The organism is Mycobacterium sp. (genome assembly GCF_052143115.1).
In the GTDB taxonomy this organism is placed as follows: Bacteria; Actinomycetota; Actinomycetes; order Mycobacteriales; family Mycobacteriaceae; genus Mycobacterium.
In genome coordinates, this window is the sequence record NZ_JBKQTQ010000258.1 from 1 (window position 1) to 22,833 (window position 22,833).

Below are 22,833 nucleotides of genomic sequence, written 5' to 3' on the forward strand. Positions count from 1 at the left end.
GGTTGGCTAAGATCGCTCGGGTGAAGACCAAAGGCGCGCTTCTGTGGGAGCTCAACTCGGGCTTCCGCGTCGACGAGATCGACGTGGGCGATCCCGTCGCAGACGAAGTCCAGATCCAAATGCATGCCGCGGGCATGTGCCACTCCGACTACCACCTGACAACCGGCGCCACGCCGATCGGGCGTGCCCGCACTCGGCGGGCACGAGGGCGCCGGCGTCGTCACCAAGGTCGGCAAGGGCGTCACCGGCATCGCCGAGGGTGATCACGTCATCCTTGCCTTCATCCCGGCGTGTGGCCAATGCCCGCCGTGCCTGAAGGGCTTCCGGTCGCTGTGCGACCGCGGCGCGGTGTTGCTCGGCGGCAAGGCCATCGCCGACGGCACCTGCCGGGTGCGGGCCGGGTCGCACGACGTCTCGCCGATGAACCTGCTCGGCACCTTCGCGCCGTACATGACCGTGCACAAGGACTCGGTCGTCAAGATCGATCCTGCCGTCCCGTTCGAATCAGCCGCGATCCTGGGTTGCGCAGTACCGACGGGCTTCGGCTCGGCCACCAACGTCGCCCAGGTTGCGCCGGGTGAGACCGTGGCGATCGTCGGCGTCGGCGGCATCGGGATGAGCGCGCTGCAGGGCGCCGTGCTCTCCGGCGCCGAGCACGTGATCGCGATCGATCCGGTCGAGTTCAAACGCGAGCAGGCCATCAAATTCGGCGCCACCCATGTCTACGAGTCGATGGCGTCCGCCATCGCGCCGATGATCGACCTGACCTACGGCCTGATGGCGGACAAAGTCATCATCGCGGTCGGCGAGATGCGCGGTGAGATGGTCGAGGAAGCGATGACATTGACCGCCAAGACCGGTACCTGCGTGGTGACGGGCATGGGCGCCATGATCGACGTCGACGTCAAACTCAACTTGTTCTTGTTCACGATGTTGCAGAAGACGCTGAAAGGCAACATCTTCGGGGGCGGCAACTCGCATGTCGAGACGCCCCGACTGGTGGGGCTGTACAAGTCGGGCCTGCTCAAGATCGACGAGATGGTGACCAGCACCTACCGGCTGGAAGAGGTCAACCAGGGCTATCAGGACATGCTGGACGGCAAGAACATTCGTGGTGTCATCCGCTACGCCGAGGCCGATTGGTAGATCGTTTCGCTCTGCATCGTCGCCGGGCTAGGTTGGCAGGCGTGCCGGGCACCGTGCAGATTCGGCGAGCCGCCGACCGGGCGGTGACCACGACGTCGTGGTTGACCTCCAGGCACTCATTCTCGTTCGGCGACCGCTACGACCCGGGCAACACTCACCACGGCGTGCTGCTGGTCAACAACGACGATGTGGTGCAGCCGGCTGCTGGTTTTGACACCCACCCGCACCGCGACATGGAGATCGTGACCTGGGTGTTGGACGGCGCGTTGGCGCATCGCGACTCCGCTGGAAATAGTGGAGTCGTCTATCCCGGCCTGGCTCAACGGATGTCGGCGGGCACCGGCATCTTGCACTCCGAGAAGAATGATTCGGCCACCGAGCCGGTGCGCTTCGTGCAAATGTGGGTGCTGCCCGATGTGTCGGGAATCGCCCCGGGCTACCAGCAGCACGAGATCGGCGACGAGCTTCTCGACGGCCGTCTGGCGACGATCGCGTCGGGCATGCCCGGGCACGACGCCGCTATCGTCATCCACAACCGATCTACGGCATTGCACGCCGCGCGACTGCGCAGCGGCGACGGTGTCGAGCTACCGGCGGCGCCCTACCTGCACCTGTTCGTCGCACGTGGCCTGCTGACCATGCAGGGCCCGGACACGGCGGTCGAGCTGGCCGAAGGCAACGCCGTGCGGTTCACTGCCTCGGACGGCATCCGCGTCACGGCCCGCGAGGCTTGCGAGATTTTGGTCTGGGAGATGCACGCGACGCTCGGCAAGATCGCAACGTAAGCACCAACACTGCGACCGGCGTCATAGGGTGGGCGCGGACGAAAGTGACCCCGAATGTCTGAACCTGAAGGCCGTCACGCAGCACCGAACGCCACGCTTCCGCACCCGGGTGGCGCGCGCCGGTTCGGCCTGGCCGGCTCGAGAACTACGCGGTCGGTGTGGTTCTGGACCGTCCCGATCGTCATCACGCTGGCGTTGTGGGGGGCACTGGCCGCCTTCTACCTCGGCGGAATCTTGACGCCGATGACCAACCTGCGGCATTTCCCCATCGCCGTGGTGAACGAGGACGCCGGGCCCACTGGCGCACAGGTGGTCAAGGGATTGATGTCCGGATTCGACAACGACGCATACGACGTCCGGGTGTACCTCGACGGCCAAGCCGATGCCGGATTGTCGCAAGCGCTCACGATGACCGCCATCGGGCTGGCGATCGGTTTGCTGCTCGGCGGCATCGTCACCCTCATCTACGGCCGCCGCGGTTATCACCGGATTCCGCCGGGGCTCGAGGCGACGAGTTCGCCCGAATCGGCTGCTGGCACCGAATTGACGATGGAACCGGCGGGCACCGCCGAGACGACGAAGTACGCCGGGTAGCCGGGTTCGTTCGCCCTCCGGGTCGTAGCCGCAAAGCCCCAGCGGCCGAACGTCATTGGACTGCGCCTAAACCGTCACGCGACTGTTATGCAAGTTTCCTGTGATAACCCTGTGCTTAATGTTGTGCTATTTCTACCTATTTTCGCGCCGAAAGGGCAACCGTGCCGTCTCTCGCCGCCGGCTTCCGGCGCATCGCAGCCTGCTGCGTCGGGGTGACGCTGTGCCTGGCGCTGGCGACCAGCACCGGGCGACCGGTCGCGCGGGCCGAGGCCCGCGACCTGCTGGCCAATGCCATCGCGAGCACCCAGGGTTCCTACCTGGTGTACAACTTCGGAGGTGGGCATCCGGCACCGATGCTCAACGCCGGCGGTAGCTGGTATGACGGGAGCAGCGGCGGCCACCTGATGATCATCAAAGGTGCCTCGCAACGGCTTTCACCGCATCTGCTGGTGGATAGCCATCGCGGTTTCCAGGCACGCTGTGAGCGCAACCCCGGGGCGCGCACCGGCGACGGGTTGATGCAAGCGTCGGAGACCTACGCGCCGGTGCAGGCCTGGCAGGTGACGGGCCAGCCCACGATCGCCATCAATGCCAACTTCTTCGACGTCCGCGGGCAGAAGGCCGGCGCGTGGCGGTCCACGGGTTGTAGTTCGCCGCTGGGTGCCTACGTCGACAACACTCGCGGCCAGGGCCGGGCCAATCAGGCGGTCACCGGCACGATTCCCTATGCGGGTAAACAAGGTCTGTCCGGCGGGGGCGAGAATTGGAGCGCGTTGGCGACGATGATCCTGCCGACCCATGGGGCGCCGTCGGTGATGTGGCCCAGGGGCGGCCGGGACGGCCATGACTACGACGCTGCCACCTCGGTCGTCGACGGCTTAGTGAACCAGGGCGAGTCGTTCGTCGCGGTGAGCGGGCTCGGACTGTTATCCCCGGGGAATACCGGCCAACTCCACGACGGCGGGCCCAGCGCAGCACGCACCGCCCTCGCCTATTCGAAGCCCCGTGACGAGATGTATGTGTTCCAAGGCGGCAGCTACACGCCGGACAACATCCAGGATCTGTTCCGCGGCTTGGGCAGCGACACCGCCGTCTTGCTCGACGGCGGCGGATCGTCGGCGATCGTACTGCGCCGCGACACCGGTGGCATGTGGGCCGGAGCCGGCGTACCGAAGGGGAATTGCGATACCCAACAGGTACTTTGCGACTCGCACGAGCGCTCACTTCCCAGCTGGCTCGCCTTCAACTAGTTTCGGCGGCGATGCGGGTCGTCGGCGTGTCGGGTCCGAACCGGAAGATCAGCAGGCTGACCGCAACCACCGCGGCAGCCGCGGCGATCACCGGAGCCACGGTGAACCGCGAGACCGTGGCACCGACGATGGCACCCCCACACATCGCGAGAATGACGCTGATGCGCAGCTTTTCGCGTTCACCCGTGCCGCCGGCCAGCCTGCTGTCGACACCCAGACCGACGACCGTCGACGTCAGCACGGTGGTGCTGAGCTCCTGGATGCCGAACTGGCGCGCCGTAGCGTTCTGCACGCCGAATGTCATTGCCAACCCGACGATCAAAAGGAGTTTGGTGTTGGAGTGATAACTCAGCACACCCGTGCCGGTCAGGATCGACAACGCCACCAACGCGACGACCTCGGTGCCCAGCGATGTGGTGAGCCAGCGGCGGGACTGCGCGCCGAGACGTCGGGCCAACCGGCCTCCGATTACGGTGCCGGTGAGGAATCCGGCGAATGCGACGATTGCGGCGGTCAGGTCGACGCCCGCGTCGGGAACGAACCAGAATCCGAGGAAGATGATGTTGCCGGTCATGTTCGCGACGAAAACGTGACCGAGTACCAGCACACTGATCGCATCGACGATGCCGGTCGCAAAGGTCAACAGTAACAACGCGGCAACCGTCAGCCGGTCCGATACCGGCGAGGCCATCACGCCAGCGGCCATGTCGTTAGGTCTGCGGGGTGAGATCCAGCGAGGTGATGGTCGTCATCCTGGTGACCAGCCATCGCGCACGGTCGCGTTTCATGACCAGCCGATAGGACAGGTACTTCAGCGATGGCATCTCTTTGGTGGCCGGAGTGGTGGACGCGGTGTTGGTGTAGACGATGGCGGTGGCATCCGGGCCGTTCAGTGATTCCACTGCGGCCCCGGTGATTACCGTGCTGTTGGTGACTTTCGCCTGTTTGTTGGGCGCGACGATCGCATCAAGGAATTTGCGGTACTGGGCCTCGAAATCGCCGCTGAGGTACTTCGCCGACCGGTCGGCAAGCGTATCCATATTTTCCGGTGTGTAGGTCCACAGCGTGGTGATGGCGTTGGCCGCGGTCCGCGCGATCTGCAGCTTGGTGTTCACGGTGGCGCGAGCAACCAGATACGGCTGGACCATCGCCGCTGCAAAAGCCGTGCAGCCGATGAACAATGCGGCCGCGACGACAACCGCAATGCCCAGGCGCCTGCCGGCCGGTCGCCGCGCCCGCACGCCAAGATCGTCTTTGTCATCGCCGGTTTCGTCGCCTGCAACCGGGTCGATCGTGGATTGATCCTCGGGCACTTCCGGTTCGGGCTGCTCGACTTCGGTTTCGGCAGCGTCGATTTCGACGGACGCATCATCTCCCGACTGGCTATCGGGGGTTTCGTCTGTCAGATCACCTGCTGGAGGCTGCTGATCTTCCACTGGTCGCCTTCCCGCTGAGCGGTTAACACCCAACGACTTGTGTTCGCGATTGTTTGCTTTCGGTCGGGAGACTTGTACGTGACTTCGGTAGCCACCAGCACGTTTGCGCTGCCGTCGTCGTTCCACCTTTCCACCCCGGCGTCCAGAGCGGTGCCCTTGGTCGGCTCCGCTTGGGCGACGTTGATGAGGATCTCGTTGACCTTTTCCCGGTACTGCTTGGCGAAATCGCCGGTGGCCTGTGCTAGCAACCGGTCTACATAGTCGTTGGCGTGAAACGGATCCAGCGACGTGAAGCCTGTCATAAACGATCGAGCGAAGCCGAGCACGTCGACTTCCTTCATCGCTACCTGGTGGTGCGATCTGTGGTTGACGAGGATGAACGAGGACGCCGTGACTGCGCCTGCCGCGAGCAGCACGGCGACAGCCATCGCCATAGGCACGGCCCACTGTCGCGACGGTTTCCACCACTGGCGCGGTAACCTCAACCGCCGCACCGGTAACCGCGACCACACCGACGTTTTCGGTACCCGCTCGACGAGGAGCGGCTCTTCGCCAGGCTGAATTCGGCGCCGCGGGCTCATTTTTCACCCTTGGGCGGTTTGGGTTTCGTCACGACGGTCAGGTCGTCGACGAGCCAACGCTCGCCTGCGCCCTTGACGAACGAAACCCGAACGGTGGCAGTGATGAGGCGTTCCTCATTGCCTCCGCCGCGGTGACCCTGCAGAAAGAGCAGCATCGTCGCCCGATCCGGCGTTGCGGACAGTACCGCGCTGTTGGTCACCCGATACTCGTTGACGAGGGGGTGGCCCTTTTGCACTGACTCCTGCTGTGGGACCAACTGCGCCCGGTATTTTTCGGTCGTCAGTGATTGAGCCCGGGCGAAATCCTCGTGCAGCGATTTCGGATCGTAGGTCAGCATCTCGGCGACGATCTTCGGTCCCTGCGCCTGGATCGCAGCGCGTGTCTGGTCGGACCGCCGATCCTGCAGGTAGGTCACCGTGAAGCTCAACGCGGCACCGCCGATGCACAGCAGCGCCGCGGCCGCCACGATGATTGCGATGAGCTGGCGGATCTTGCCGGGCCGCTGATCCGGTTCGACGCGGCGCACCTCGGCGCGGAGCAGCAAGTCGGCGAAGGTCCTCCGGCGCGCATCCCACAGCGGCCACAGCCAGCCCACGAATATCGAAATGGTGTCGAGCAGGTGGGCGAGGTCTCTCAACAACAGCCGGCCCAGTCCCGCGGAGGTCCCATCGGGGCGAACGACCACGATCCCCATGAGGGCACGGCCCAGGCTCCAACCGCGGTTCGCCGGCCACACCACCCGGTTAATCAAGGTCAGCATAATCACGGTCGCCAAGAGGTAAACGCATAGCCACCACCACGTGCTGTGCAGCGGCACGGCCAACCAGACCAACAACATCGTCGCCACCACGGCGACGCCAGGCAGCACATCAACGACGAACGCAGCCGCGCGGATGTGCCAGCGCGCCAGGGTATTTGGCGCTGCCGCTTCGACTTCCGGCGTGGTCTCGGTCCGCTCGACCACCGCCGTCACTTCGCCACCTGGTCAATGTTGGCAATCCGGTATTGGCCTTCAGCGGGTGCCATCTTCACCCGCAATCGGTAGCCGACTTCTCGGTCTTGCGTCTGACTGTTGGACACTTTGACGCGGAATGCCACCAGCACATCGACCGAGCCGTCGTCGTAGTTGCGTTCTGCCCCAGCACGCATATCGGACACTTGGGTGTGAACGTTGGCAACCTGATAAGCCTGGACGAACAGGCTGCTGTACAGCACCGCTTGAGCACGGAAATTCCCGGTGCTGCAGTCGATGATCTTCTGCGCGCCAGCGGTCATCGCATTGACATCGGGCGCCTGGGTTGCCACGACACAATCCTTTGCGGCCTGCACGGCCTCCACGTCGTGGCGCGCGATGGCCTGGCTTTCCTGGTTGGCGCGCAGCGCGAAATAGCCACCGGTACCGACGCCGCCGGCGAGCACGAGAAGTGCTGCCGTGATGCCGATCAACCACCCGCGGCCCAGGCGCGAGGGGTTCACCCCAACAATGGGGGCGTTTCCCCCTTCGGATTCATCCTCGGCGTCCGTCTCGGTGTCTAAGTCGACTTCAGCCTCGCATTCATCCTCGGGTTCCGTCTCGGTGTCTAAGTCGACTTCAGCCTCGGATTCATCCTCGGGTTCCGTCTCCACGAGACCCTCGGCGGTTGTTTCGGTGCAGGTCTGCTCGGTTTCGTGCGGTTCTGACGACGAGTCGTCGGTATCGGCGGGGTTCAGCCGGCTGGCGCCAGCATCTCCTTCCATCCGTCGTCTCCTGTTTGGCTCGAGTTATTGACGGAGTATTTCAATCCGTCGGGGCCGGTCACCTGACCGCTCTGCGGACTATAGACCGCGGTGGGCGGACCCCCGCCCGGAGTGTAGATGCACGGGTTGGGCTGCTGCCCGTTGCACTGCACGGTACCCGAACCCGGCCGCTGCAGCGGATCGCTGATCGGCGGCGGCGTCAACCCTCCCGGCGGCAGCCGATTGGCCGGCAGCGGGTTCAGACCGTTGTTGATCGACGGCGCCGGGATCACGTGGCCGGGATCGACCGGCTGATCGCACCGGGCGCCGGGCGCCGGGCAGTTCCGGATCTGGTCCGGGTCGCCGTACCACGGGTTGGTGCCCAGCGGCACGTAGGGTTTGCCACTGCGGCAGTCCTTCGGCGTCGCCGCTCGTTTACCCGGGACGTCCATGCATGGAATGTTGCGCGCTCCGCGCACCACGTTGTAAGGGGCGTCCTGCGGGATTTTGCAGTACGCTCCTTCCGCCAGGGGCGCCAAGCTGGTGTCCGCCGGCGACCGCCACTCCGCTGCCGAAGGCCACCCCGTCATACATCCCGGCGGGTAGTTGATCGCCTGTCCGAGGTCCAGCGCAGCCATGTGCTCTTTCTCGAACGGCGCGGAAATCGCCTGGACGATCGAACCAACCTGCGGAAGGAGCACCAGCACCTGCTCGACGCCGGGGTTGTAGCGCTTGAGCATCTCGATCACGACCGCGAGATTGGCCAGCGTCTGCGGCAGCGACTCCCGGACGTCGCTGAACACCGCGTTGAGATCATCGGCGGTCGGTGCCGCCTTCGACAGCACGTCTTTCAGGTTCTGGTCCTTTTCCGCGGCCTGCGCGCCCAAGACGTTCAGGTTGTGCGCCCAGCGCTCGATCGCGCTACGGGAATCGGCCTGGCTGTCCAGGATCGGGGCGGAGTTCTGGATGATGTCGTCGACGTCATGGATGTTGGTTTTGAAGTCGCCGGCGATCGCCTGGGTGGAGTCGACCAGCCGTTGCAGCGCCGGACCCAACCCGCCGACCGCTTGCGCCGTCTCGTCGAGCAACTGACTGATCTTCTCCTTGGGCAGCACCTCCAGCCCACGGTTGGCGGTGTCCAGTGCCGGCCCGATCTGACTGGGCACCGTGCCCTTGGTGATGGTCTGCCCGGGCGATAAGAACCTGCCCGGGTTGCCCACTGACACCAGGTCCAGATACTGCTCACCGACCGCCGATACCGAATGCACGTTCGCCGACACATCGACCGGGATCTTGTACCGGCTAGCGATGCTCATCGTCGCCTGCGCGCCGTGCTCGGTCGGCTCGACGTCGGTGACCTTACCGATGGTGATACCGCGATAGGTCACGTTGGACGTCGGATACAGACCACCCGACGCCGGCAGGTCGGCCTTCAGCTGGTACTGGCCGATACCCACCAAGCTCGGAAGGCGCAGGTAATACCCGCCCAGCACCACCAGCGCGATCACCGTGATGATGCCGAACAGGATCAGCTGGCGTTTGATGTTACGGGTCAGCATGTCGCCCTCTCCACCAGTGGTCCGCCGGGGGCATCGTTGGGGTTCGGCGTGTAGCGGACGTCGGGAATCATCGTTTCCGGATCCCGGCCATACGACTGCTCGAGCGCCCGCAACGCGCCGGACAACCCGGTCCCGGTGAGGAACGCGTTATCGACGGTCGACAACGTCGTGTCGAGGTTGAGCGAGGCGTTCATGAAGTCGCCTCGAATCAGCTTCGGAGCAGTGTCGATGTCGAACGGTATGGTGCCGAGTATCTTCAGCGTGCCGAGCACATACGGCGCGGCGCGGACCAGTTGCTTCAACGGGCACTGCAGCAGCTGCAGGTTCTGATGGAGCGGGCCCCGCGTTTCGGACAGGTATTGGTTGGCGGCCTGGCTGAGGCGGCCCAGCGCATCGGTGGCGTCGATCAAATGCTGTTGATAGTCCTTATTCGCGAAATACTTGATCAGCGGCGGGAATTCGGTCAACACGCGGTCCAGGACGTCCGACCGTTTGGCCACATAGGCCAGCAGCCGGTTGGTGGAGTCGATGGCGTGGGTGATGTCGTCGCGTTGTTGGTTGAGCTCGGCGGTAAAGGTGTCCAGCTTGCCGAGAAACGCGCGGATCTGCGGCCCGCGACCGCTGAAGATGTTGTTGACCTCGTTCTGAATCACCTCGAGGTTCGGGATGCCTCCGCCGCGCAAAATCATTGCGAGACTGGCCAACGTTTGCTCGACGGTCGGATACGCCGAGGAGTTCTGCAGCGGGATGGTGTCTCCGTTCTTCAGCCGTTGCGGAGACGGGTCGCGCGGCGCGGCCAACTCAACATGCTGAGAACCCAGCAGGGTGGTCTGCCCGATCTTGGCGGTGGCGTTCTTGGGCAGCTTGACGCTCTTGTCCACGCCCAGTGTCAGGGTGGCCACCCAGTTCTTCAGCTCGATTTTGCGGATGGAGCCGACGAACACGTCGGCCACCATGACCTTGCTGTTGCCGTCGATCGACAGCGTGTCGGGCACCTGCAGGTAGACGGTGTAGGAGCCGGCTCCGGTGCCCGGGCCGCCGGGGATCTGCACATTCGAGATACCGCGCCACCCACATGAGCTCAGCATCAGCGCCGCGACTATTAGAGCCAACCCCTGCCAGGCCCGGTGGCGGATCAGGCACATCGCGCTCGCCGCGCGCCTCACTGGCTGTCGGTTCGGCTTGCTCCTCGCGCTCATCGCGCTCGTCGCGCGCCTCACTGGCCCGGTCCTGTCGATCCGGCTGCCTCAGCGGGCAGCAGCGGTCCAGCGGGTGCCGGGCCCGGCGCCGGCGTCGGGGCGACCGGACCGGGGACCACCTCCGGCCCGGGCGGCGGCGGTGGTATCGGCGCCGGGTGATTCGGCTGGCCGATGTACGGCAGTGGACCGGGCTCCTCGTTGTATGCGTTCGGCGGCCCCGGCGGGGTTTGCAGGTTCGATTGGACCGGCGCAGTGTCCGGTCCGCCCATGAGTTCGGCAAGCGAGTCGGGGGTCAGCAAGCCCGCCGTGATCGGACCCACCTTCGTCCCTTGCATTCCGGGCGCCACGATCCAACCCTGCTGGGTGTTGCGGTGCGACAACGGTGTGTCGGGCACCCAGATCCCGGGAACGGTGGTGTCCTTGTAGCCGGGCGGCGGCTGCAGCCGCGGCTCAGAATATCCGATCTCCTTGGGTAACGTCGCGGCGGTGATGAACGGGTTCAACCCGAACGGTACGTAGTTGAACTTGATCGCGTCGAGAACCGGCGCCAGGTACTGCGCACACAGTTCGGCGGATTCTTGATAGCCCAGCCGACTGGCGGCCTGAATCGAGCTGCAGATCACCTCCATCGGGTTCGAGAAGGTGAAGCCGAGAATGTTCACCGGCTGGCCGACGATCGCGCCGATCGCCGGATGGTAAATCTGATTGAGATTCGCGAACGCCGTCGGCGCTATGTGCAGGACGGTTTCCAAACTGTTCAGTGGGTCGGGTTGGAGCAGCGTGTTGGTCGCGGTGGCGAGGTTGTTGACGTCGTGCGTCAGCACCTCACGGTTCTTGGCGAGGAACGGGCGAAGTGTGGTGACCAAACCGTCAAACTGCTGTATGGCGTTGGCCAGGTCCCGGTCGGAGCCGGTCAAGCTGTTGGTGAACTGGACCAGGTTTTTGTTGAGCGCCACGAACTTCTGGTCGTCGGCGTGCAGTGCGTTGACGAACAGCGCCAGGCTGCGCACCACGGCGAAGAAGTCGCCGCGGCCTTTGTTGAGGGCGGTCAACGACCGCGAAAGGGCGTCTAGCGTGGTGTTGATCTGATTCCCCTTGCCAGCCAGCCCATTGGCGTAGGTCTCGATGACCTCACCGAACGGTCCCTTGGGTTGCTCCTTGGTGGGGCCGAGTTTGGAGATGATGTTGTTAATGGTGTTGCGGAGCTGGTCCCACTCGGTGGGCACTTGGGTGCGCTCAATCGGGATCACGGCGTTATCGGCCAGCACCGGGCCGCCCCTATAGGGTGGATCTAACTGGATGAACCGCGACGCCACCAGGGTGGGGTTGAGGATCGACGCCGAGGCGATGGCCGGCACCTTGTACTTGTTGGCGTAGTGGAAGGTCACCTTCATCTTGTCGCCGGCCGGCTCGATCTTGTCGATCGCGCCCACGGGCACACCCATGATCCGGACGTCGTCCCCCGAATAGAGCGCGTTCGCCTCCGGGAAGTATGCAACCACGGTGTTGTTGGTCAACTTCTTGTAGAGCTGAATCCCCACGAACACCGCGACCAGGGCGAGCACAACCGCGAGCGAGCCGATAATCACCGATGCCCGGGAGAGCTTCGGCAGCCGCACGTTTCGGATATCAAAGACGGTGCTCAACCTTGGTTACCTCCCAAGCTGCCTCCCCCGCCGCCTGGCTGGCTGTTTCCTCCTTGGCCCGGCGGGATGAACGGAGCCGGAAGCTGGTTTCCAGGCCCCGGCGACGCCGGCGGCCCAGGCGGCAGCCCCGGCGCGAACGTCGACGGCGGCGGAACCGGACCGGCGGGTCCCAGCGGCTCGGTGCGCGCTCCAGGCGGTCCCGGCGCGATCGGCACCGGTGTGCCCGGAACATTCGGCGGCGGCTCGCCCGGCCGCCCGGCGATCGGGATACCCGGTGTCGGCGGCAGACCGTTCGGGTTTGGTGGCGACGAGAGGACGTCGGTCGGCGCCAACGGGTTGTCGCCGAACGGGCCGACACCTGCCATCGCGCAGGGCAGGAAGTTCACAGGAGTCGGGAAGGCGCCGGCGGCCGGGGCGTACGAGCAAGGCGATCCCGGCGGGACGGCCGGCCCCGGGTGGTCCGGGGTGCCCTCCAGCACCGGCGGCGCCGGCGGCGGCGCACCGTTGGGGAACCGGGTGCCGTTGGGGTCGGGGAACCGGAACGCCGGCAGCCCCGCGCTGCGCCAGAACTCCTCGGGATCGAGGCCGCGCTTCTTGAACGCCGCATCCACCCACGGCTGCAAGACCCAGTACGGCGTCAGCAACCAGTTGGCCAGTGATATCTTGAAGTACGGTCCCGACGCGACAGTTTCGTTAAAGGCGGCGATGGTTTTGCCGAGCATGGTGACTGCCTGAGCCAGGTCGTCCTTGCGCGCCACCAGCAGGTCGCTGACGGTGCGCAGCTGCTCCAGCACATGGTTCAGGTTGGGGTTGTCGTTGATGAAGTTTTGCACCTGGGCAGAGAAAGCGGAGACGTTACCCAGCAGCGCGCTGATGGCCCGACTGCGCTCGTTGAACGCGGCCAGCAGGGTGTTCGAGTTCACGAACAGGCGGTCGATCTGTTCGCTGCGGTCACCCAGCACACTGGCCACCTGGTTGGCCTGCGCGAGCAAGTGCGTGATTTGCTCGTCACGCTTGCCGATGGTGTCGGAGAACTTGGCCACCCCTTCGAGGGCCGCACTCAGGTGCGGGTAGGTCTGATCGATGGTCTGCGACAACACATTCAGCGACCGTTTGACGGTGTCGATGTCCCAGCCGGCGGCGGCCTTGGTGACGTCGAAGAACGCGTCGTAAATCTGATACGGCGTGGTGCTTTGCCCGAGCGGCAACGTGCCATTGGGCCGCAACGTCTGGGTGCCCCGCGGCTCGATCTCGAGCACCTTCTTACCCAGGATCGTGTCGGTCTTGATCGCCAGCCGGCTCTCGGTGCCGATGGTGTTGCTGCCGGTCGAAAACTTCATCACGACGTGGTCGCCGTCGATCTTGATGGCCTGGACTTGACCGACGGTGAGGCCCGCAATGCGCACCTTGTCGCCCGTGGTCATTCCACCGGCGTCGGTGAACTGCCCGTAGTAGCCCGGGCTGGCGAACAACATCGGGACACTGGTGAAGGTTTGGCCCACGCCGACGACCAGCAGCAGCACCACCAGGCCCATGAGCCCGATCCGAAGCCGGTTGGCAGGTTCCAGCGTTCTCATTGCGGCGTGCACCTACCCGAAGGCTGCTGCCAGATCCTGACCGTGCGGACCGGACCGCCGGGCTGCAGCCCGTCGGTCTTCAGCGTGAGGTCGCACAAGTAGAAGTTCACCCAGTCTCCGTAGCTGCCGACGGCGCGGCCCACCGTGTTCAACCCGGTCGGCAACCGGTGGAGTATGTCGTCGTACTTGTCACGCTGATCGACGATCGCCTGCTGGATCGGATCCAGGTAGTTCAGCGTGTCGTGCACCAGGGCCCGGTTGTCGGCCAACAGGTCGGCCACCGTTCCGGCCGCGTTGCTGATGTTCGCGGTGTTGGCGGCCAGCGAGTCGGCATGATTGTTCAGTCCGGTGATCAGTTTCTCGAAGTTGTCGACGGTCTGGTCGAACTGCGCACGATGCCTGACCGTGGTGTCCAGCACGATGTTGAGATTCTTGACCACCTCGCCGATCGCCTGGTCCCGCTCGGCGATGTGGGCGGTCAGCTGCGCGGTCTGGTCGAGGATGTCGTTGATGGTGCCGCCTTGGCCCTGGAAGACGGTGATGATGGCCGAGGCGATGTTGTTGACCTTCTCCGGGTCCAGCGCGCGAAACAGCGGCTTGAAACCGCCGATCAGCGCGTCGAGATCCAAGGCCGGCTGAGTGTGCGACAGCGGGATGAATCCGCCGGACGGCAGGACCCGGTCCGCGCCCTCGCCGTCGCCGCGCTTGAGCTCGACGTAGCGGTCACCGATCAGGTTGAGATAGCGGATCTGTGCTGTCGTGGACTGGTACAACGGCACCGAGCGGTCGACGTCGAAGTCCACCCGCACCCGATGACCGTTATCGACCAGCTTGATGTTTTTGACTTTGCCGATCTCCACCCCGGAGGCCCGGACGAACTGGCCGTTGCGCAGCCCGCTGGCATTGGTGAACTCCGCGGCGTAGCTATAGGTCCGGTCGAAGCGCATCTGACCGAACACCACGACGATGAGCGCGGTGAAGAGCAGCAGCACCATCCCGATGATGCTGAGCTTGACCACAGTACCGGTGATTTTCATGGGTTGATCGTGTTGTCCCCCACTTGGCGGCCCCAGACGTACTCGATTGCGTACGGTGAGCCGACGTCGACGTGGTTGTACGGCGCTTCGCTGACGCCGGTGTCCGCCACCAGATACGGCGCCGGCCACAGATCACGGGTGATTTTCTGCCAGCAACCCGGCGCACCGCCCGGCCCGCCGTGAGCGTTTATCCGCGGCAGATTCTCCGGGTAGATATAGGGATTCGGCGCCCCGCCGACCAGTCCGGCTATCGCTGCGAGTCCCATTGAGGGCACTAATGCGGCCGACATGATGCCTAGACCTGGGAGAGACCCCAGGAGTCCCAACCCGCCAAGCAGTGCGGTGTTGGTTCGCAGCTCGTAGCCGCCAAAGCCACCGGTAAACGCGGCGACCTTCGGTTCGGCCTCGCTGAGGTTGCGGAGGGTGCAGAAAAGCTCCGGGCTGTAAGTGTTCAGCAGCTTGGCGCTCGGCACCAGATCGGCGGCGCCACGTGCCAGGTACGGCCCGCCCCGGTTGAAGATGTCGGCGCCGGTATTGCCGAAGCCGGTCGCCGCCAACAACGCCTGATCCAGTTCCTTTTCCTGCTGGTGCACCGTGTGTGCGGTGGTGACCGCGTTGTTGAGGAAGTCGAACAGGTCTGGTGACGCGTCGGCGTAGGTGTCGCCAAGCGTCGCCAACTGTTGAATGTCGTGGCGGATCGTCGGCATCCGCGGATTGACATCATCGAGGATGGCGTTGCCGTTCACGATCGACTGGCCGAACTTGTCGCCCAACCCGTTCAACGCGTCTGCGGCCGCGCTCAGCGTCAGGTTCACCTTGACCGGGTCGACTTTCTCGGAGAGAGACGTGATCGTCTGGAACAACGTGTTGATCTCCGTCGTCACGTGTGTCGCGTCGATCACGCTGTGCGGCGTGATCCGTTGCGGCGTCGGGTTTTCCGGCGAAGTAAACGACACATACTTACCGCCGAACAGTGTGGTCGCGACAATTTTGGCGTCCACATTGGCCGGAATCAGCCTGAGATATCTCGGATAAACGTCCAGGGTGAACTTGGCCGCCGGCCTGCCGTCGTGCTGCACCTCGGAAATGGTTGCTACCCGGCCGATCTGAACTCCGTTGTAGGTGATCTTCGAACCCGGATCCATCACCAATCCCGCCCGGGACGACAGCATCGTCAGCTGTGTCTTCGGCGTGAAATCCCCGCGGTACTGCAGGAACACCAGCCACAGCACGAGCGCAGCGATCAGAAAAACCACCACACCGGCAACCCGGTACGGCTGGAGCGGCGGTTTGTTTTCTTTTCCTCGCGGCATTGTCATGGCGGCTACACCGTGAAGTTGAAGTTCGGGTTGACGCCGTAGAGCGCCATTTCGGCCAACAGGACAACGACATTCACCGAGACCAGCGATAAACGCATCGACCTGCCTACGGCCTCACCGACACCGACCGGGCCGCCGCTGGCGTTGTAGCCGTAGTAGCAGTGGGTCAGCATCACGACGCCCGCCATGATAATCACCTCCACGAACGACCAGAACACGTCGTTGGGCCGCAGGAAGGTCCGGAAATAGTGCTCGTAGGTGCCGGAAGCCTGTCCGTACACCACCGTCGTGATGATTTGCGGCGACAGGAACGACATGATCAACCCCAACGAGTAGAGCGGGATGATCACCACCAGCCCGGCCAGCGCCCGGGTCGAGACCAGGTAGGCCATCGACTTGACGCCCATCACTTCCAGCGCGTCGATCTCCTCGCTGATTCGCATGGCGCCCAATTCGGCGGTAGCGCCGGCGCCGACCGTGGCCGCCAGCACGACACCGGAAACGACGGGGGCAACCAGACGCACGTTGATCAGTGCGGCGACAAATCCGAGCAGCGTCTGGAGTCCGACGTGGCCCAGTGACGAGAGACCCTGAATGGCAACCAGCGAGCCGGACGACAGCGTCACGAACGCGATGATCACCGCGGTGCCGCCGACGACGGCCATGGCGCCGGTACCCATACCGACCTCGGCGATCAGCCGCACGATTTCCTTGCGGTAACGGGTCACCGCCCATCCCATGTCGCGACCGCCGATGAGCGCGAACCAGCCCAGCCTCCCGGCTACGTCAAGTGGTCGGACCGCGGCGTCACCGTAGCGACGAAGGTTCTCGGCTGCCCGCGGGAAGCGGCCGCTCAGTACTTGGACCGCCGTCATCCCAGGGCCCCCGTTCCGAACTTGACACCGATGGTGGTCAGCACAACGTTGACCGCGTACAGCCCCACCACGCACAGCACCACGGTCTCGTTGACCGCGGTGCCCAGACCCTTCGAACCGCCGCGCACGGTCAGCCCCCGATAACAGCCGACCAGGCCCGCGATGAGACCGAAGGTCAACGCCTTGACCGTCGCGATGACCACTTCGGGCAGTCCGGTGAGCTGGGTCAGCGTGGCGAGGTAGGCGCCGCCGGACACGTTTTGGAGGTAGACGCCGAAAAGGAAGCCGCCAACCAGTCCCACCATGCTCACCAGGCCGTTGAGCAGCATCGCGACCAGGGTGCAGGCCAGAACCCGGGGCACCACCAGTCGGTGGATGGGGTCGATGCCGAGCACCTCCATCGCGTCGATCTCTTCACGGATGGTGCGCGCACCCAGGTCGGCGCAGATGGCCGTGGCCGCCGCGCCGGCGACCACCAGCACGGTCACAATCGGGCCGATCTGGGTGACCACAGCGATCCCCGCGCCCGCGCCCGAAATGTCGGCGGCGCCGACCTGGATCAGCAGGATGTTGAACGTGAAGATAAAAAGCACCGTCACCGGCACCGAGACCGCCATGGTCGGGAGAATTGCGACCTTGATGATGAACCAGCACTGCTGGATGAACTCCCGCCACTGGAACGGCGGGCGGAACAACGCTTTTCCGGTGAGCACGCACATCCGGAAGAAGCCACCGACGAGGACCAGCGGCGGACCTAGCCGGTCGCGGACGGCATCGGTGATTCGTGGCTGCGTCGTCGTCACCGGAGCACCCCCAGGACGGAACCGCGTGCCTCACGGCGTCGCGGCGGATCCTGTCGCACGCGTCCTCCTTGCCCCGTCCCTACGTGTGTGACCGCCGTCTCCCTACTCACAGGTAGTAAGGCGGACCACAGGACTGTACCCGATGGGCTCATGGGCTTGCATAGCATCCGCATTATTAGCCTCTCGTCAATTTGACCTGCGGGTTCTTCGTTATGTCAGCTTCACTCCGCCTTCGTTGGATCCGTTGACGCGTAAGCGCTTTGAGGGGTACCGGGAGCACCGTAGCGTGCCCGCAATTCGGTCTTCAGCACCTTCCCCGCGGGGTTGCGCGGCAGCGCGTCGACGATCTCCAGGCCTTTGGGGTGCTTGTAGCGCGCCAGTCGCTCGTTGAGGAACTCATCGAGATCCTCAAGGCTGAGTTTGTTCTCCTGGCCGCTGGCCGCGACCGCCGCGACCGCGATCGGAACCTCCCCCCACTTCTGGTGTGGACGGCCGATGACAGCGACTTCGACGATCTCGGGGTGGCCGGCGAGGACGTTCTCCACCTCGGCGCAGTAGATGTTCTCTCCGCCGGAGATGATCATGTCCTTCTTGCGGTCGACCACCCAGACGTAACCGTCCTCGTCCATCCGGACCAGGTCACCGGAGTGGAACCAGCCGCCCTCAAACGCCTCGGCTGTCGCCGCCGGGTCGTTCCAGTAGCCGCTCATCAATGTGGGTGCGCGGTAGACGATCTCACCGACCTCGCCGACGGACACGTCGTTCATGTTCTCGTCGACCACGCGGGCAGCCACAGTCGGAATTACCTTGCCGACCGAGCCGCGCTTCCTGATCGCGTCTTCGCCGAGCAGCATGCAGGTGACCGGCGACATTTCCCTCTGGCCGAATGCGGCCAGGATCTGCGTCCCGGGGAAGGTTTCCGACATCTGTCGCAGCAGCGTGTCCGATGCCGGCGCGGCGCCCCACGACATCACCCGCAATTTCACGTCGCGCGGATTCGCCTGCTGCGCATTGCATACCGCCTGCCATTGCGCGGGCACCAGGAAGATCCCGGTGACCTTCTCCGCGGCCAGCACGTCCAGCAGGCGCCCGGGGTCGAACGCGCCCAGCGGATGGATCACCGTGGGGATCCCGAGCAGCATTCCGGTTAATAGGTTGCCGACTCCGGCGATGTGGAAGAACGGGACACCGATGAAGCCGACGTCGTTGAGGTCGACGCCATGGGTATAGAGACCGGTCATCGTCTGAGCGGTCAGGTTGGTGTGGGTCAGCACGGCGCCCCTAGGCCGTCCGGAGGTGCCCGAGGTGTACATGATCAGCGCCGGCGAGTCGTTGGGGATGTCCACCGGTTCGGCCGGATCACCGGGCTCGTTCACCAGGTCCTCGTAGCTCAGCAGGCCCTCGTCAGCCGGGTCGCCGGCGACCACGATGGTGTTCAGCACTGAGGTGATATTGCGGACCCCACTGCCCACCGCGGCCAAGACGGATTCGGTGATCATCACCCGGGCCTCGCAGTCGTCGACCAGGAAGGCGATCTCGGCCGGCGTCAGCCGGTAGTTGATCGGAACGGCGATGGCCCCGATCATGTTGGCCGCCAGCACCGACTCGACGAACTCGGCCCGATTCAACATCAGGATCATCACCCGGTCGCCAGAACCGACCCCTCGGCGGCTCAGGGCACCGGCCAGCGCGGCCACGCGGCGGCGAAGCTCGGCCCAGGTGACGGTGTGGCCCAGGAATCGCAACGCGGTCGCGCCCGGCTGCATCAATGCATGCCTTTCGAGTTGATTGACCCAGTTCTGCCGACGCGCCAGATAGGGCTGCTCGGTAGCAGCCGCCTGCTGAGCCTGCTGGCCCGTCAACTGGGCGGTCAACTAGTCGATTCCTTTCTCGTCGCTAACTCTTGCCTCGAGTTGATATTTGATAAAACTTGGTGTTGTCTGGATCACACTATGGTCTTGGCAGCGCGAAGACAACCCCGGTGACTTCCCTGAGTTCACCCGCTTCTGCGCGGCTTTCCGCGCCACGCGAGTCGCGGTTGCCGCTGCGCCGAGCGCAGCTGTCCGACGAGGTCGCGGGCCATCTGCGGGCCGCCATCATGTCGGGCGCGCTGCGGCCGGGGACGTTCATCCGGCTCGACGAAACCGCGGCCAAACTCGGCGTCAGCGTCACGCCGGTGCGCGAGGCGTTGCTGAAGTTGCGTGGCGAGGGCATGGTGCAACTCGAGCCGCACCGCGGCCACGTCGTCCTGCCGCTGACCCGGCAGGACATCGACGACATCTTCTGGCTGCAGGCGACCATCGCCAAGGAGCTTGCCGCGACGGCGGCCCAGCACATCACCGATGCTGAGACCGACGATCTCGAACGCATCACCGAGGCCCTGGCGGCCGCCGTCGGCGCCGCGGACACTGAGGCGATCGCGGCGACCGAGTTCGCATTTCACCGGGCCTTCAACCAGGCCGCCGGGCGAATCAAATTGGCCTGGTTCCTGCTGCACGTGGCCCGGTACATGCCGTTGATGGTCTACGCCGCCGATCCGGAATGGGGTGCGGCCGCCGTCGAGAACCACCGCCAGTTGATCGCGGCGCTGCGCCGCCGCGACACCGCCGCGGTCGTCGAGCACACCCACTGGCAATTCACCGACGGCGCGCGCCGGCTCACCGAGACGCTGGACCACAGCCGGATCTGGGGCTAGCTCTGCGACGACAACTCCTCGGCGCGCCGCTTCAGGTTTTCAGCCAGATAGTCCAAGACGTTGTCCGCCAGTTTTTTGACCATCGGCGCGGGGATCGGCATCTCCGTCTCGACCTCCATGTCGACCGTCAGCAGCGACGTCGCACCCATCTCCACGACGCTGAACAGCTGTTCCTGCTTTTTGAATAGATTGCCCTGCTGCATGACGGTCTGAATTTGATTCGGGCCGGGGTAGTACACCGCTTGGATCAACGTGTCCTCGATGGCTTCATAAGCAGCATCAAGACGTAACTGGCTGGGACGTCCGTCGTCGTAGCGGGCCAGCACCCACAGTCCTTTTATCTCTTGGTTCCACTGCGGGTAGGACTCGAAGTCGGCGACGATGGCCAGAATCGAGGCCGCGTCGGCGGCGACCTCAACGGTCTTGCTCACAAACGGCATTGGCCGAGCATAACGAGGGCCGCGCGGCGCCCTAACCGACGCAGGCCGTCGACAGCAGCTCCCGGATGGCCTCCGGGATCGGTACTGGCCGGCGGCCGGTGCGGGCGATATAGACGTGCACCCAGTGTCCGAGCGCCGCGATCTTCTGTTCTTCCCGGGCGGCCAGTTCTTCGGCCGCCCGGAAGATGCCGAGCCGATAGGTGACGCTGCTGCGCCCCAGCCTGGTGACTGCTAACCCGACGACGAGCCGCTCCGGAAAATGCAGTTCGGAGAAGTACCGGCAGCCCGATTCGGCGACGATGCCTTGCGCCGCCATGGTGACCGGGTCGACAGCCACATTCGTGTTGATCCAGCCGTTGATCGCGGTGTCGAAAAGCTCGTAATAAACCGCATTGTTCAGGTGCCCGAACATGTCGTTGTCCGCCCATCGAGTGAGCACCGGCCAGAGCACCGGAAAGTCGCGGCTGGTGAGCCCGTCCGAGTCGGGCGGACCCGGAGAAGACGGAGTCATGGTTGTATTCGACCACGGTGGAAATCCGGGGCGCCGTGCTGGAGCACATCGGATCGCCCCGGGCCGTGGAACAAACGCGAGAGTGGTTTGACTACCAGTAGCGCATGGCACGCCGAAACAGGTCCGCCAGAACTGGTTTGCTCATCTCTCGCGGAGCGTTCTGTAAAAGGCGCTGCTGGGGGTAAGCACCCTCTGTCAGGGCGACCACGTCATCTTCGGTGTATCCCACCGCACTTAGCCCGTTCGGCATTCGTACCGCTCGCATGACGCGGATGAGTTCGTTGGCTAGCACCTCGCCCGCATCATTCGCGCTGGCGCCTTGGGTGTCAGCGCCGAGCAGCCGTGCGCCCTCCAAGTGCCGCTCCGGACTCACCTCTGCTGTGAAGTGAAACGACGACGGTGCATTGAGGATGACGGCCATGCCATGCGGCACGAGCGGCTCCTCGGCCGGGTAGCCCGGGGGGCGGAAGTCACGTACCAGCCCTGCCACCGCGTAGGCCATGCCATGCGGTGCGTGAACGCCCGCGTTGCCAAACGCGATGCCCGCAAGCGTTGCAGCCCACATCATCTGCTCGCGGGCCTCGCTATCGGAAGCGTCGTGCACCGCACGCTCCAAAAACTGCCCCAACAGGCGCAGCGCCTCACGGCAGCCCAAATCGCTCCACGGGTTGGCACCCTGACTCATGGGCCGCAGGCTGGGCCGTTCGGGAGCGCGCCGCCGGACGTAGGGCCGCGCGGTGTAGGACTCTAAAGCGTGAGACAGGACATCGAGCCCTGCCGCGGCGACGACCTCGGGGGGCAGACTCGCGGTGCAGTCGGGGTCGACGAGCGCCTCGGTGGGACGGAGCGCGTGAGAAGCGATCCCGGTCTTCGCCGACAGCGACACAAGGTCAAAGATTGCGATGCCGGTTACCTCGCTGCCGGTGCCCGCCGTGGTGGGGCACGCGATATGCGGCTTGAGCGGGCCGGGTACGGGTTTGCTCTCGCCGATGGGCGCGTTGACGTAGGTCAGCAAGTCAGCGGGATAGGTGGCGTACAGATTGGCGGCCTTGCACGTGTCGATGACAGAGCCGCCGCCCAGCGACACGTAGCCATCGGGCTTCAACTCTTGCGCGAAACGCGCCCCGTCTAGAAAAGACGCGTCGGTGGGCTCCACATGTACGTCGGTATAGGCGACTACGTCCAGTCCGGCCGCGACAAGCGAGTTGTGTGTCTTCGCGAAGATGGGCAGTTTGGCCACGCCGGCGTCGGTAAACAACGCCACCCGCCGCAGCCCGAGCGCGCTGGCTCTGTCACCCACCTCCGCCAGGCAACCGCGCCCGAAGGTGACCCGCGACGCGTCGACAGTGAAGGCTCCGTCGCAGTCCTTTCCAGCAATTGGGAAATCGCAGCACGCCATCCGTCCTCCTGAGCCGGTCGCGACGGCAATCTACCGCACGCGGCCAAAGATGGCCGCGCAGTGAAGGCGAAGGTCCCGCACCGCTCACGCCCCGTGCCAAACGCGGCGAAGGGCTTGCCCCTGCAGGGCGAATAATTCCTCGGAAACCGACCAGTCCGGCAGCAGCGAATCGAAGCCGTGGCAGGTGCGCGGAAACACGTGCAGCTCGGCGGAAACCCCGGCGCGAAGCAGCCGTAGCGCATAGTCGACCGCTTCGTCGCGAAA

At 64.7% G+C, this 22,833-nt stretch carries 22 protein-coding genes and 1 pseudogene; 5 read left to right on the forward strand and 18 right to left on the reverse strand.

Annotation, left to right across the window (positions count from 1 at the left end; genetic code table 11):
* The first annotated feature begins 20 nt into the window (after nt 1–20).
* From ACLQI9_RS25660 to ACLQI9_RS25675, 4 genes and pseudogenes are all read left to right on the forward strand, one after another.
* Nucleotides 21–1,146 (forward strand): annotated as a pseudogene (locus ACLQI9_RS25660) (NDMA-dependent alcohol dehydrogenase).
* Nucleotides 1,147–1,187: 41 nt separating this feature from the next.
* Nucleotides 1,188–1,931, forward strand: a complete 744-nt coding sequence (locus ACLQI9_RS25665) for a pirin family protein (RefSeq protein ID WP_442380256.1) — start codon at nt 1,188–1,190, stop codon at nt 1,929–1,931.
* 54 nt (nt 1,932–1,985) lie between these two features.
* Nucleotides 1,986–2,525, forward strand: coding sequence for a hypothetical protein (locus ACLQI9_RS25670; protein WP_442380258.1), 540 nt, complete (start codon nt 1,986–1,988; stop codon nt 2,523–2,525).
* Between the two features lie 128 nt (nt 2,526–2,653).
* The gene (locus tag ACLQI9_RS25675; RefSeq protein WP_442380329.1) at nt 2,654–3,775 is read left to right on the forward strand and encodes a phosphodiester glycosidase family protein; all 1,122 of its coding nucleotides are present in this window, start codon (nt 2,654–2,656) and stop codon (nt 3,773–3,775) included.
* Here ACLQI9_RS25675 and ACLQI9_RS25680 read toward each other — a convergent pair.
* The 14 genes from ACLQI9_RS25680 to fadD5 all read right to left on the reverse strand — a co-directional run bounded on the left by ACLQI9_RS25680 (nt 3,768) and on the right by fadD5 (nt 19,398).
* Entirely contained in the window at nt 3,768–4,481 is a 714-nt protein-coding gene (locus ACLQI9_RS25680; RefSeq protein ID WP_442380260.1) for a YoaK family protein, read from the reverse strand. The two genes, ACLQI9_RS25675 and ACLQI9_RS25680, sit on opposite strands and share 8 nt — an antisense overlap.
* 4 nt (nt 4,482–4,485) lie before the next feature.
* Nucleotides 4,486–5,211: a mammalian cell entry protein gene (locus tag ACLQI9_RS25685; protein ID WP_442380262.1), complete on the reverse strand. Its 726-nt coding sequence runs from the start codon at nt 5,209–5,211 to the stop codon at nt 4,486–4,488.
* The gene (locus ACLQI9_RS25690; RefSeq protein ID WP_442380264.1) at nt 5,178–5,792 is read right to left on the reverse strand and encodes a mammalian cell entry protein; all 615 of its coding nucleotides are present in this window, start codon (nt 5,790–5,792) and stop codon (nt 5,178–5,180) included. Before ACLQI9_RS25690 ends, ACLQI9_RS25685 begins: the two co-directional genes overlap by 34 nt.
* Nucleotides 5,789–6,766 carry an RDD family protein gene (locus ACLQI9_RS25695; protein WP_442380266.1) on the reverse strand — a complete coding sequence of 326 codons (978 nt, stop codon included), beginning with the start codon at nt 6,764–6,766 and terminating at the stop codon, nt 5,789–5,791. Before ACLQI9_RS25695 ends, ACLQI9_RS25690 begins: the two co-directional genes overlap by 4 nt.
* Nucleotides 6,763–7,530 carry an Mce protein gene (locus ACLQI9_RS25700; RefSeq protein ID WP_442380268.1) on the reverse strand — a complete coding sequence of 256 codons (768 nt, stop codon included), beginning with the start codon at nt 7,528–7,530 and terminating at the stop codon, nt 6,763–6,765. The genes ACLQI9_RS25695 and ACLQI9_RS25700 overlap by 4 nt, the downstream gene beginning before the upstream one ends.
* The gene (locus ACLQI9_RS25705; protein ID WP_442380270.1) at nt 7,500–9,068 is read right to left on the reverse strand and encodes a virulence factor Mce family protein; all 1,569 of its coding nucleotides are present in this window, start codon (nt 9,066–9,068) and stop codon (nt 7,500–7,502) included. Before ACLQI9_RS25705 ends, ACLQI9_RS25700 begins: the two co-directional genes overlap by 31 nt.
* Complete coding sequence (locus ACLQI9_RS25710; protein WP_442380271.1) at nt 9,062–10,213, reverse strand: virulence factor Mce family protein; 1,152 nt, start codon at nt 10,211–10,213, stop codon at nt 9,062–9,064. The genes ACLQI9_RS25705 and ACLQI9_RS25710 overlap by 7 nt, the downstream gene beginning before the upstream one ends.
* Nucleotides 10,214–10,284: 71 nt before the next feature.
* A complete protein-coding gene (locus ACLQI9_RS25715) occupies nt 10,285–11,913 on the reverse strand; it encodes a virulence factor Mce family protein (protein WP_442380274.1) in 1,629 nt (542 codons plus the stop codon).
* On the reverse strand, nt 11,910–13,490 hold the full coding sequence (locus tag ACLQI9_RS25720) for an MCE family protein (RefSeq protein ID WP_442380276.1): 1,581 nt from the start codon (nt 13,488–13,490) through the stop codon (nt 11,910–11,912). Before ACLQI9_RS25720 ends, ACLQI9_RS25715 begins: the two co-directional genes overlap by 4 nt.
* Nucleotides 13,487–14,527 (reverse strand): virulence factor Mce family protein, encoded by a 1,041-nt coding sequence (locus ACLQI9_RS25725; protein ID WP_442380278.1) that lies wholly within the window; start codon nt 14,525–14,527, stop codon nt 13,487–13,489. The genes ACLQI9_RS25720 and ACLQI9_RS25725 overlap by 4 nt, the downstream gene beginning before the upstream one ends.
* Nucleotides 14,524–15,846, reverse strand: a complete 1,323-nt coding sequence (locus ACLQI9_RS25730) for an MCE family protein (RefSeq protein ID WP_442392360.1) — start codon at nt 15,844–15,846, stop codon at nt 14,524–14,526. The genes ACLQI9_RS25725 and ACLQI9_RS25730 overlap by 4 nt, the downstream gene beginning before the upstream one ends.
* A 5-nt stretch (nt 15,847–15,851) precedes the next feature.
* Nucleotides 15,852–16,721 carry an ABC transporter permease gene (locus ACLQI9_RS25735; protein ID WP_442380281.1) on the reverse strand — a complete coding sequence of 290 codons (870 nt, stop codon included), beginning with the start codon at nt 16,719–16,721 and terminating at the stop codon, nt 15,852–15,854.
* Nucleotides 16,718–17,440 carry an MlaE family ABC transporter permease gene (locus ACLQI9_RS25740; RefSeq protein ID WP_442380330.1) on the reverse strand — a complete coding sequence of 241 codons (723 nt, stop codon included), beginning with the start codon at nt 17,438–17,440 and terminating at the stop codon, nt 16,718–16,720. Before ACLQI9_RS25740 ends, ACLQI9_RS25735 begins: the two co-directional genes overlap by 4 nt.
* Nucleotides 17,441–17,745: 305 nt before the next feature.
* Complete coding sequence (fadD5, locus tag ACLQI9_RS25745; RefSeq protein ID WP_442392361.1) at nt 17,746–19,398, reverse strand: fatty-acid--CoA ligase FadD5; 1,653 nt, start codon at nt 19,396–19,398, stop codon at nt 17,746–17,748.
* Between the two features lie 116 nt (nt 19,399–19,514).
* On the opposite strand from fadD5, the gene ACLQI9_RS25750 reads away from it, so the two are divergent.
* On the forward strand, nt 19,515–20,219 hold the full coding sequence (locus ACLQI9_RS25750; protein ID WP_442380332.1) for a GntR family transcriptional regulator: 705 nt from the start codon (nt 19,515–19,517) through the stop codon (nt 20,217–20,219).
* Here ACLQI9_RS25750 and ACLQI9_RS25755 read toward each other — a convergent pair.
* From ACLQI9_RS25755 to ACLQI9_RS25770, 4 genes are all read right to left on the reverse strand, one after another.
* Entirely contained in the window at nt 20,216–20,659 is a 444-nt protein-coding gene (locus ACLQI9_RS25755) for an SRPBCC family protein (RefSeq protein ID WP_442380285.1), read from the reverse strand. The genes ACLQI9_RS25750 and ACLQI9_RS25755 overlap by 4 nt on opposite strands.
* A 31-nt stretch (nt 20,660–20,690) precedes the next feature.
* On the reverse strand, nt 20,691–21,170 hold the full coding sequence (locus ACLQI9_RS25760; RefSeq protein WP_442380287.1) for an acyl-CoA thioesterase: 480 nt from the start codon (nt 21,168–21,170) through the stop codon (nt 20,691–20,693).
* 91 nt (nt 21,171–21,261) lie between these two features.
* Entirely contained in the window at nt 21,262–22,569 is a 1,308-nt protein-coding gene (locus ACLQI9_RS25765; protein ID WP_442392362.1) for a hydroxyacid-oxoacid transhydrogenase, read from the reverse strand.
* 84 nt (nt 22,570–22,653) lie between these two features.
* On the reverse strand, nt 22,654–22,833 hold a 180-nt coding region (locus ACLQI9_RS25770; protein ID WP_442392363.1), incomplete at its 5' end, for an alpha/beta hydrolase.

Bases quoted from the DNA above. Each gene is read 5' to 3' on its own strand.
- ACLQI9_RS25725 (WP_442380278.1), bottom strand. From the start codon at position 14,527: ATGAAAATCACCGGTACTGTGGTCAAGCTCAGCATCATCGGGATGGTG.
- ACLQI9_RS25700 (WP_442380268.1), bottom strand. From the start codon at position 7,530: ATGGAAGGAGATGCTGGCGCCAGCCGGCTGAACCCCGCCGATACCGAC.
- ACLQI9_RS25670 (WP_442380258.1), top strand. From the start codon at position 1,986: ATGTCTGAACCTGAAGGCCGTCACGCAGCACCGAACGCCACGCTTCCG.
- ACLQI9_RS25720 (WP_442380276.1), bottom strand. From the start codon at position 13,490: ATGAGAACGCTGGAACCTGCCAACCGGCTTCGGATCGGGCTCATGGGC.
- ACLQI9_RS25740 (WP_442380330.1), bottom strand. From the start codon at position 17,440: ATGTGCGTGCTCACCGGAAAAGCGTTGTTCCGCCCGCCGTTCCAGTGG.
- ACLQI9_RS25760 (WP_442380287.1), bottom strand. From the start codon at position 21,170: ATGACTCCGTCTTCTCCGGGTCCGCCCGACTCGGACGGGCTCACCAGC.
- ACLQI9_RS25680 (WP_442380260.1), bottom strand. From the start codon at position 4,481: ATGGCCGCTGGCGTGATGGCCTCGCCGGTATCGGACCGGCTGACGGTT.
- ACLQI9_RS25710 (WP_442380271.1), bottom strand. From the start codon at position 10,213: ATGTGCCTGATCCGCCACCGGGCCTGGCAGGGGTTGGCTCTAATAGTC.
- ACLQI9_RS25735 (WP_442380281.1), bottom strand. From the start codon at position 16,721: ATGACGGCGGTCCAAGTACTGAGCGGCCGCTTCCCGCGGGCAGCCGAG.
- ACLQI9_RS25765 (WP_442392362.1), bottom strand. From the start codon at position 22,569: ATGGCGTGCTGCGATTTCCCAATTGCTGGAAAGGACTGCGACGGAGCC.
- ACLQI9_RS25755 (WP_442380285.1), bottom strand. From the start codon at position 20,659: ATGCCGTTTGTGAGCAAGACCGTTGAGGTCGCCGCCGACGCGGCCTCG.
- ACLQI9_RS25705 (WP_442380270.1), bottom strand. From the start codon at position 9,068: ATGCTGACCCGTAACATCAAACGCCAGCTGATCCTGTTCGGCATCATC.
- ACLQI9_RS25690 (WP_442380264.1), bottom strand. From the start codon at position 5,792: ATGAGCCCGCGGCGCCGAATTCAGCCTGGCGAAGAGCCGCTCCTCGTC.
- ACLQI9_RS25730 (WP_442392360.1), bottom strand. From the start codon at position 15,846: ATGACAATGCCGCGAGGAAAAGAAAACAAACCGCCGCTCCAGCCGTAC.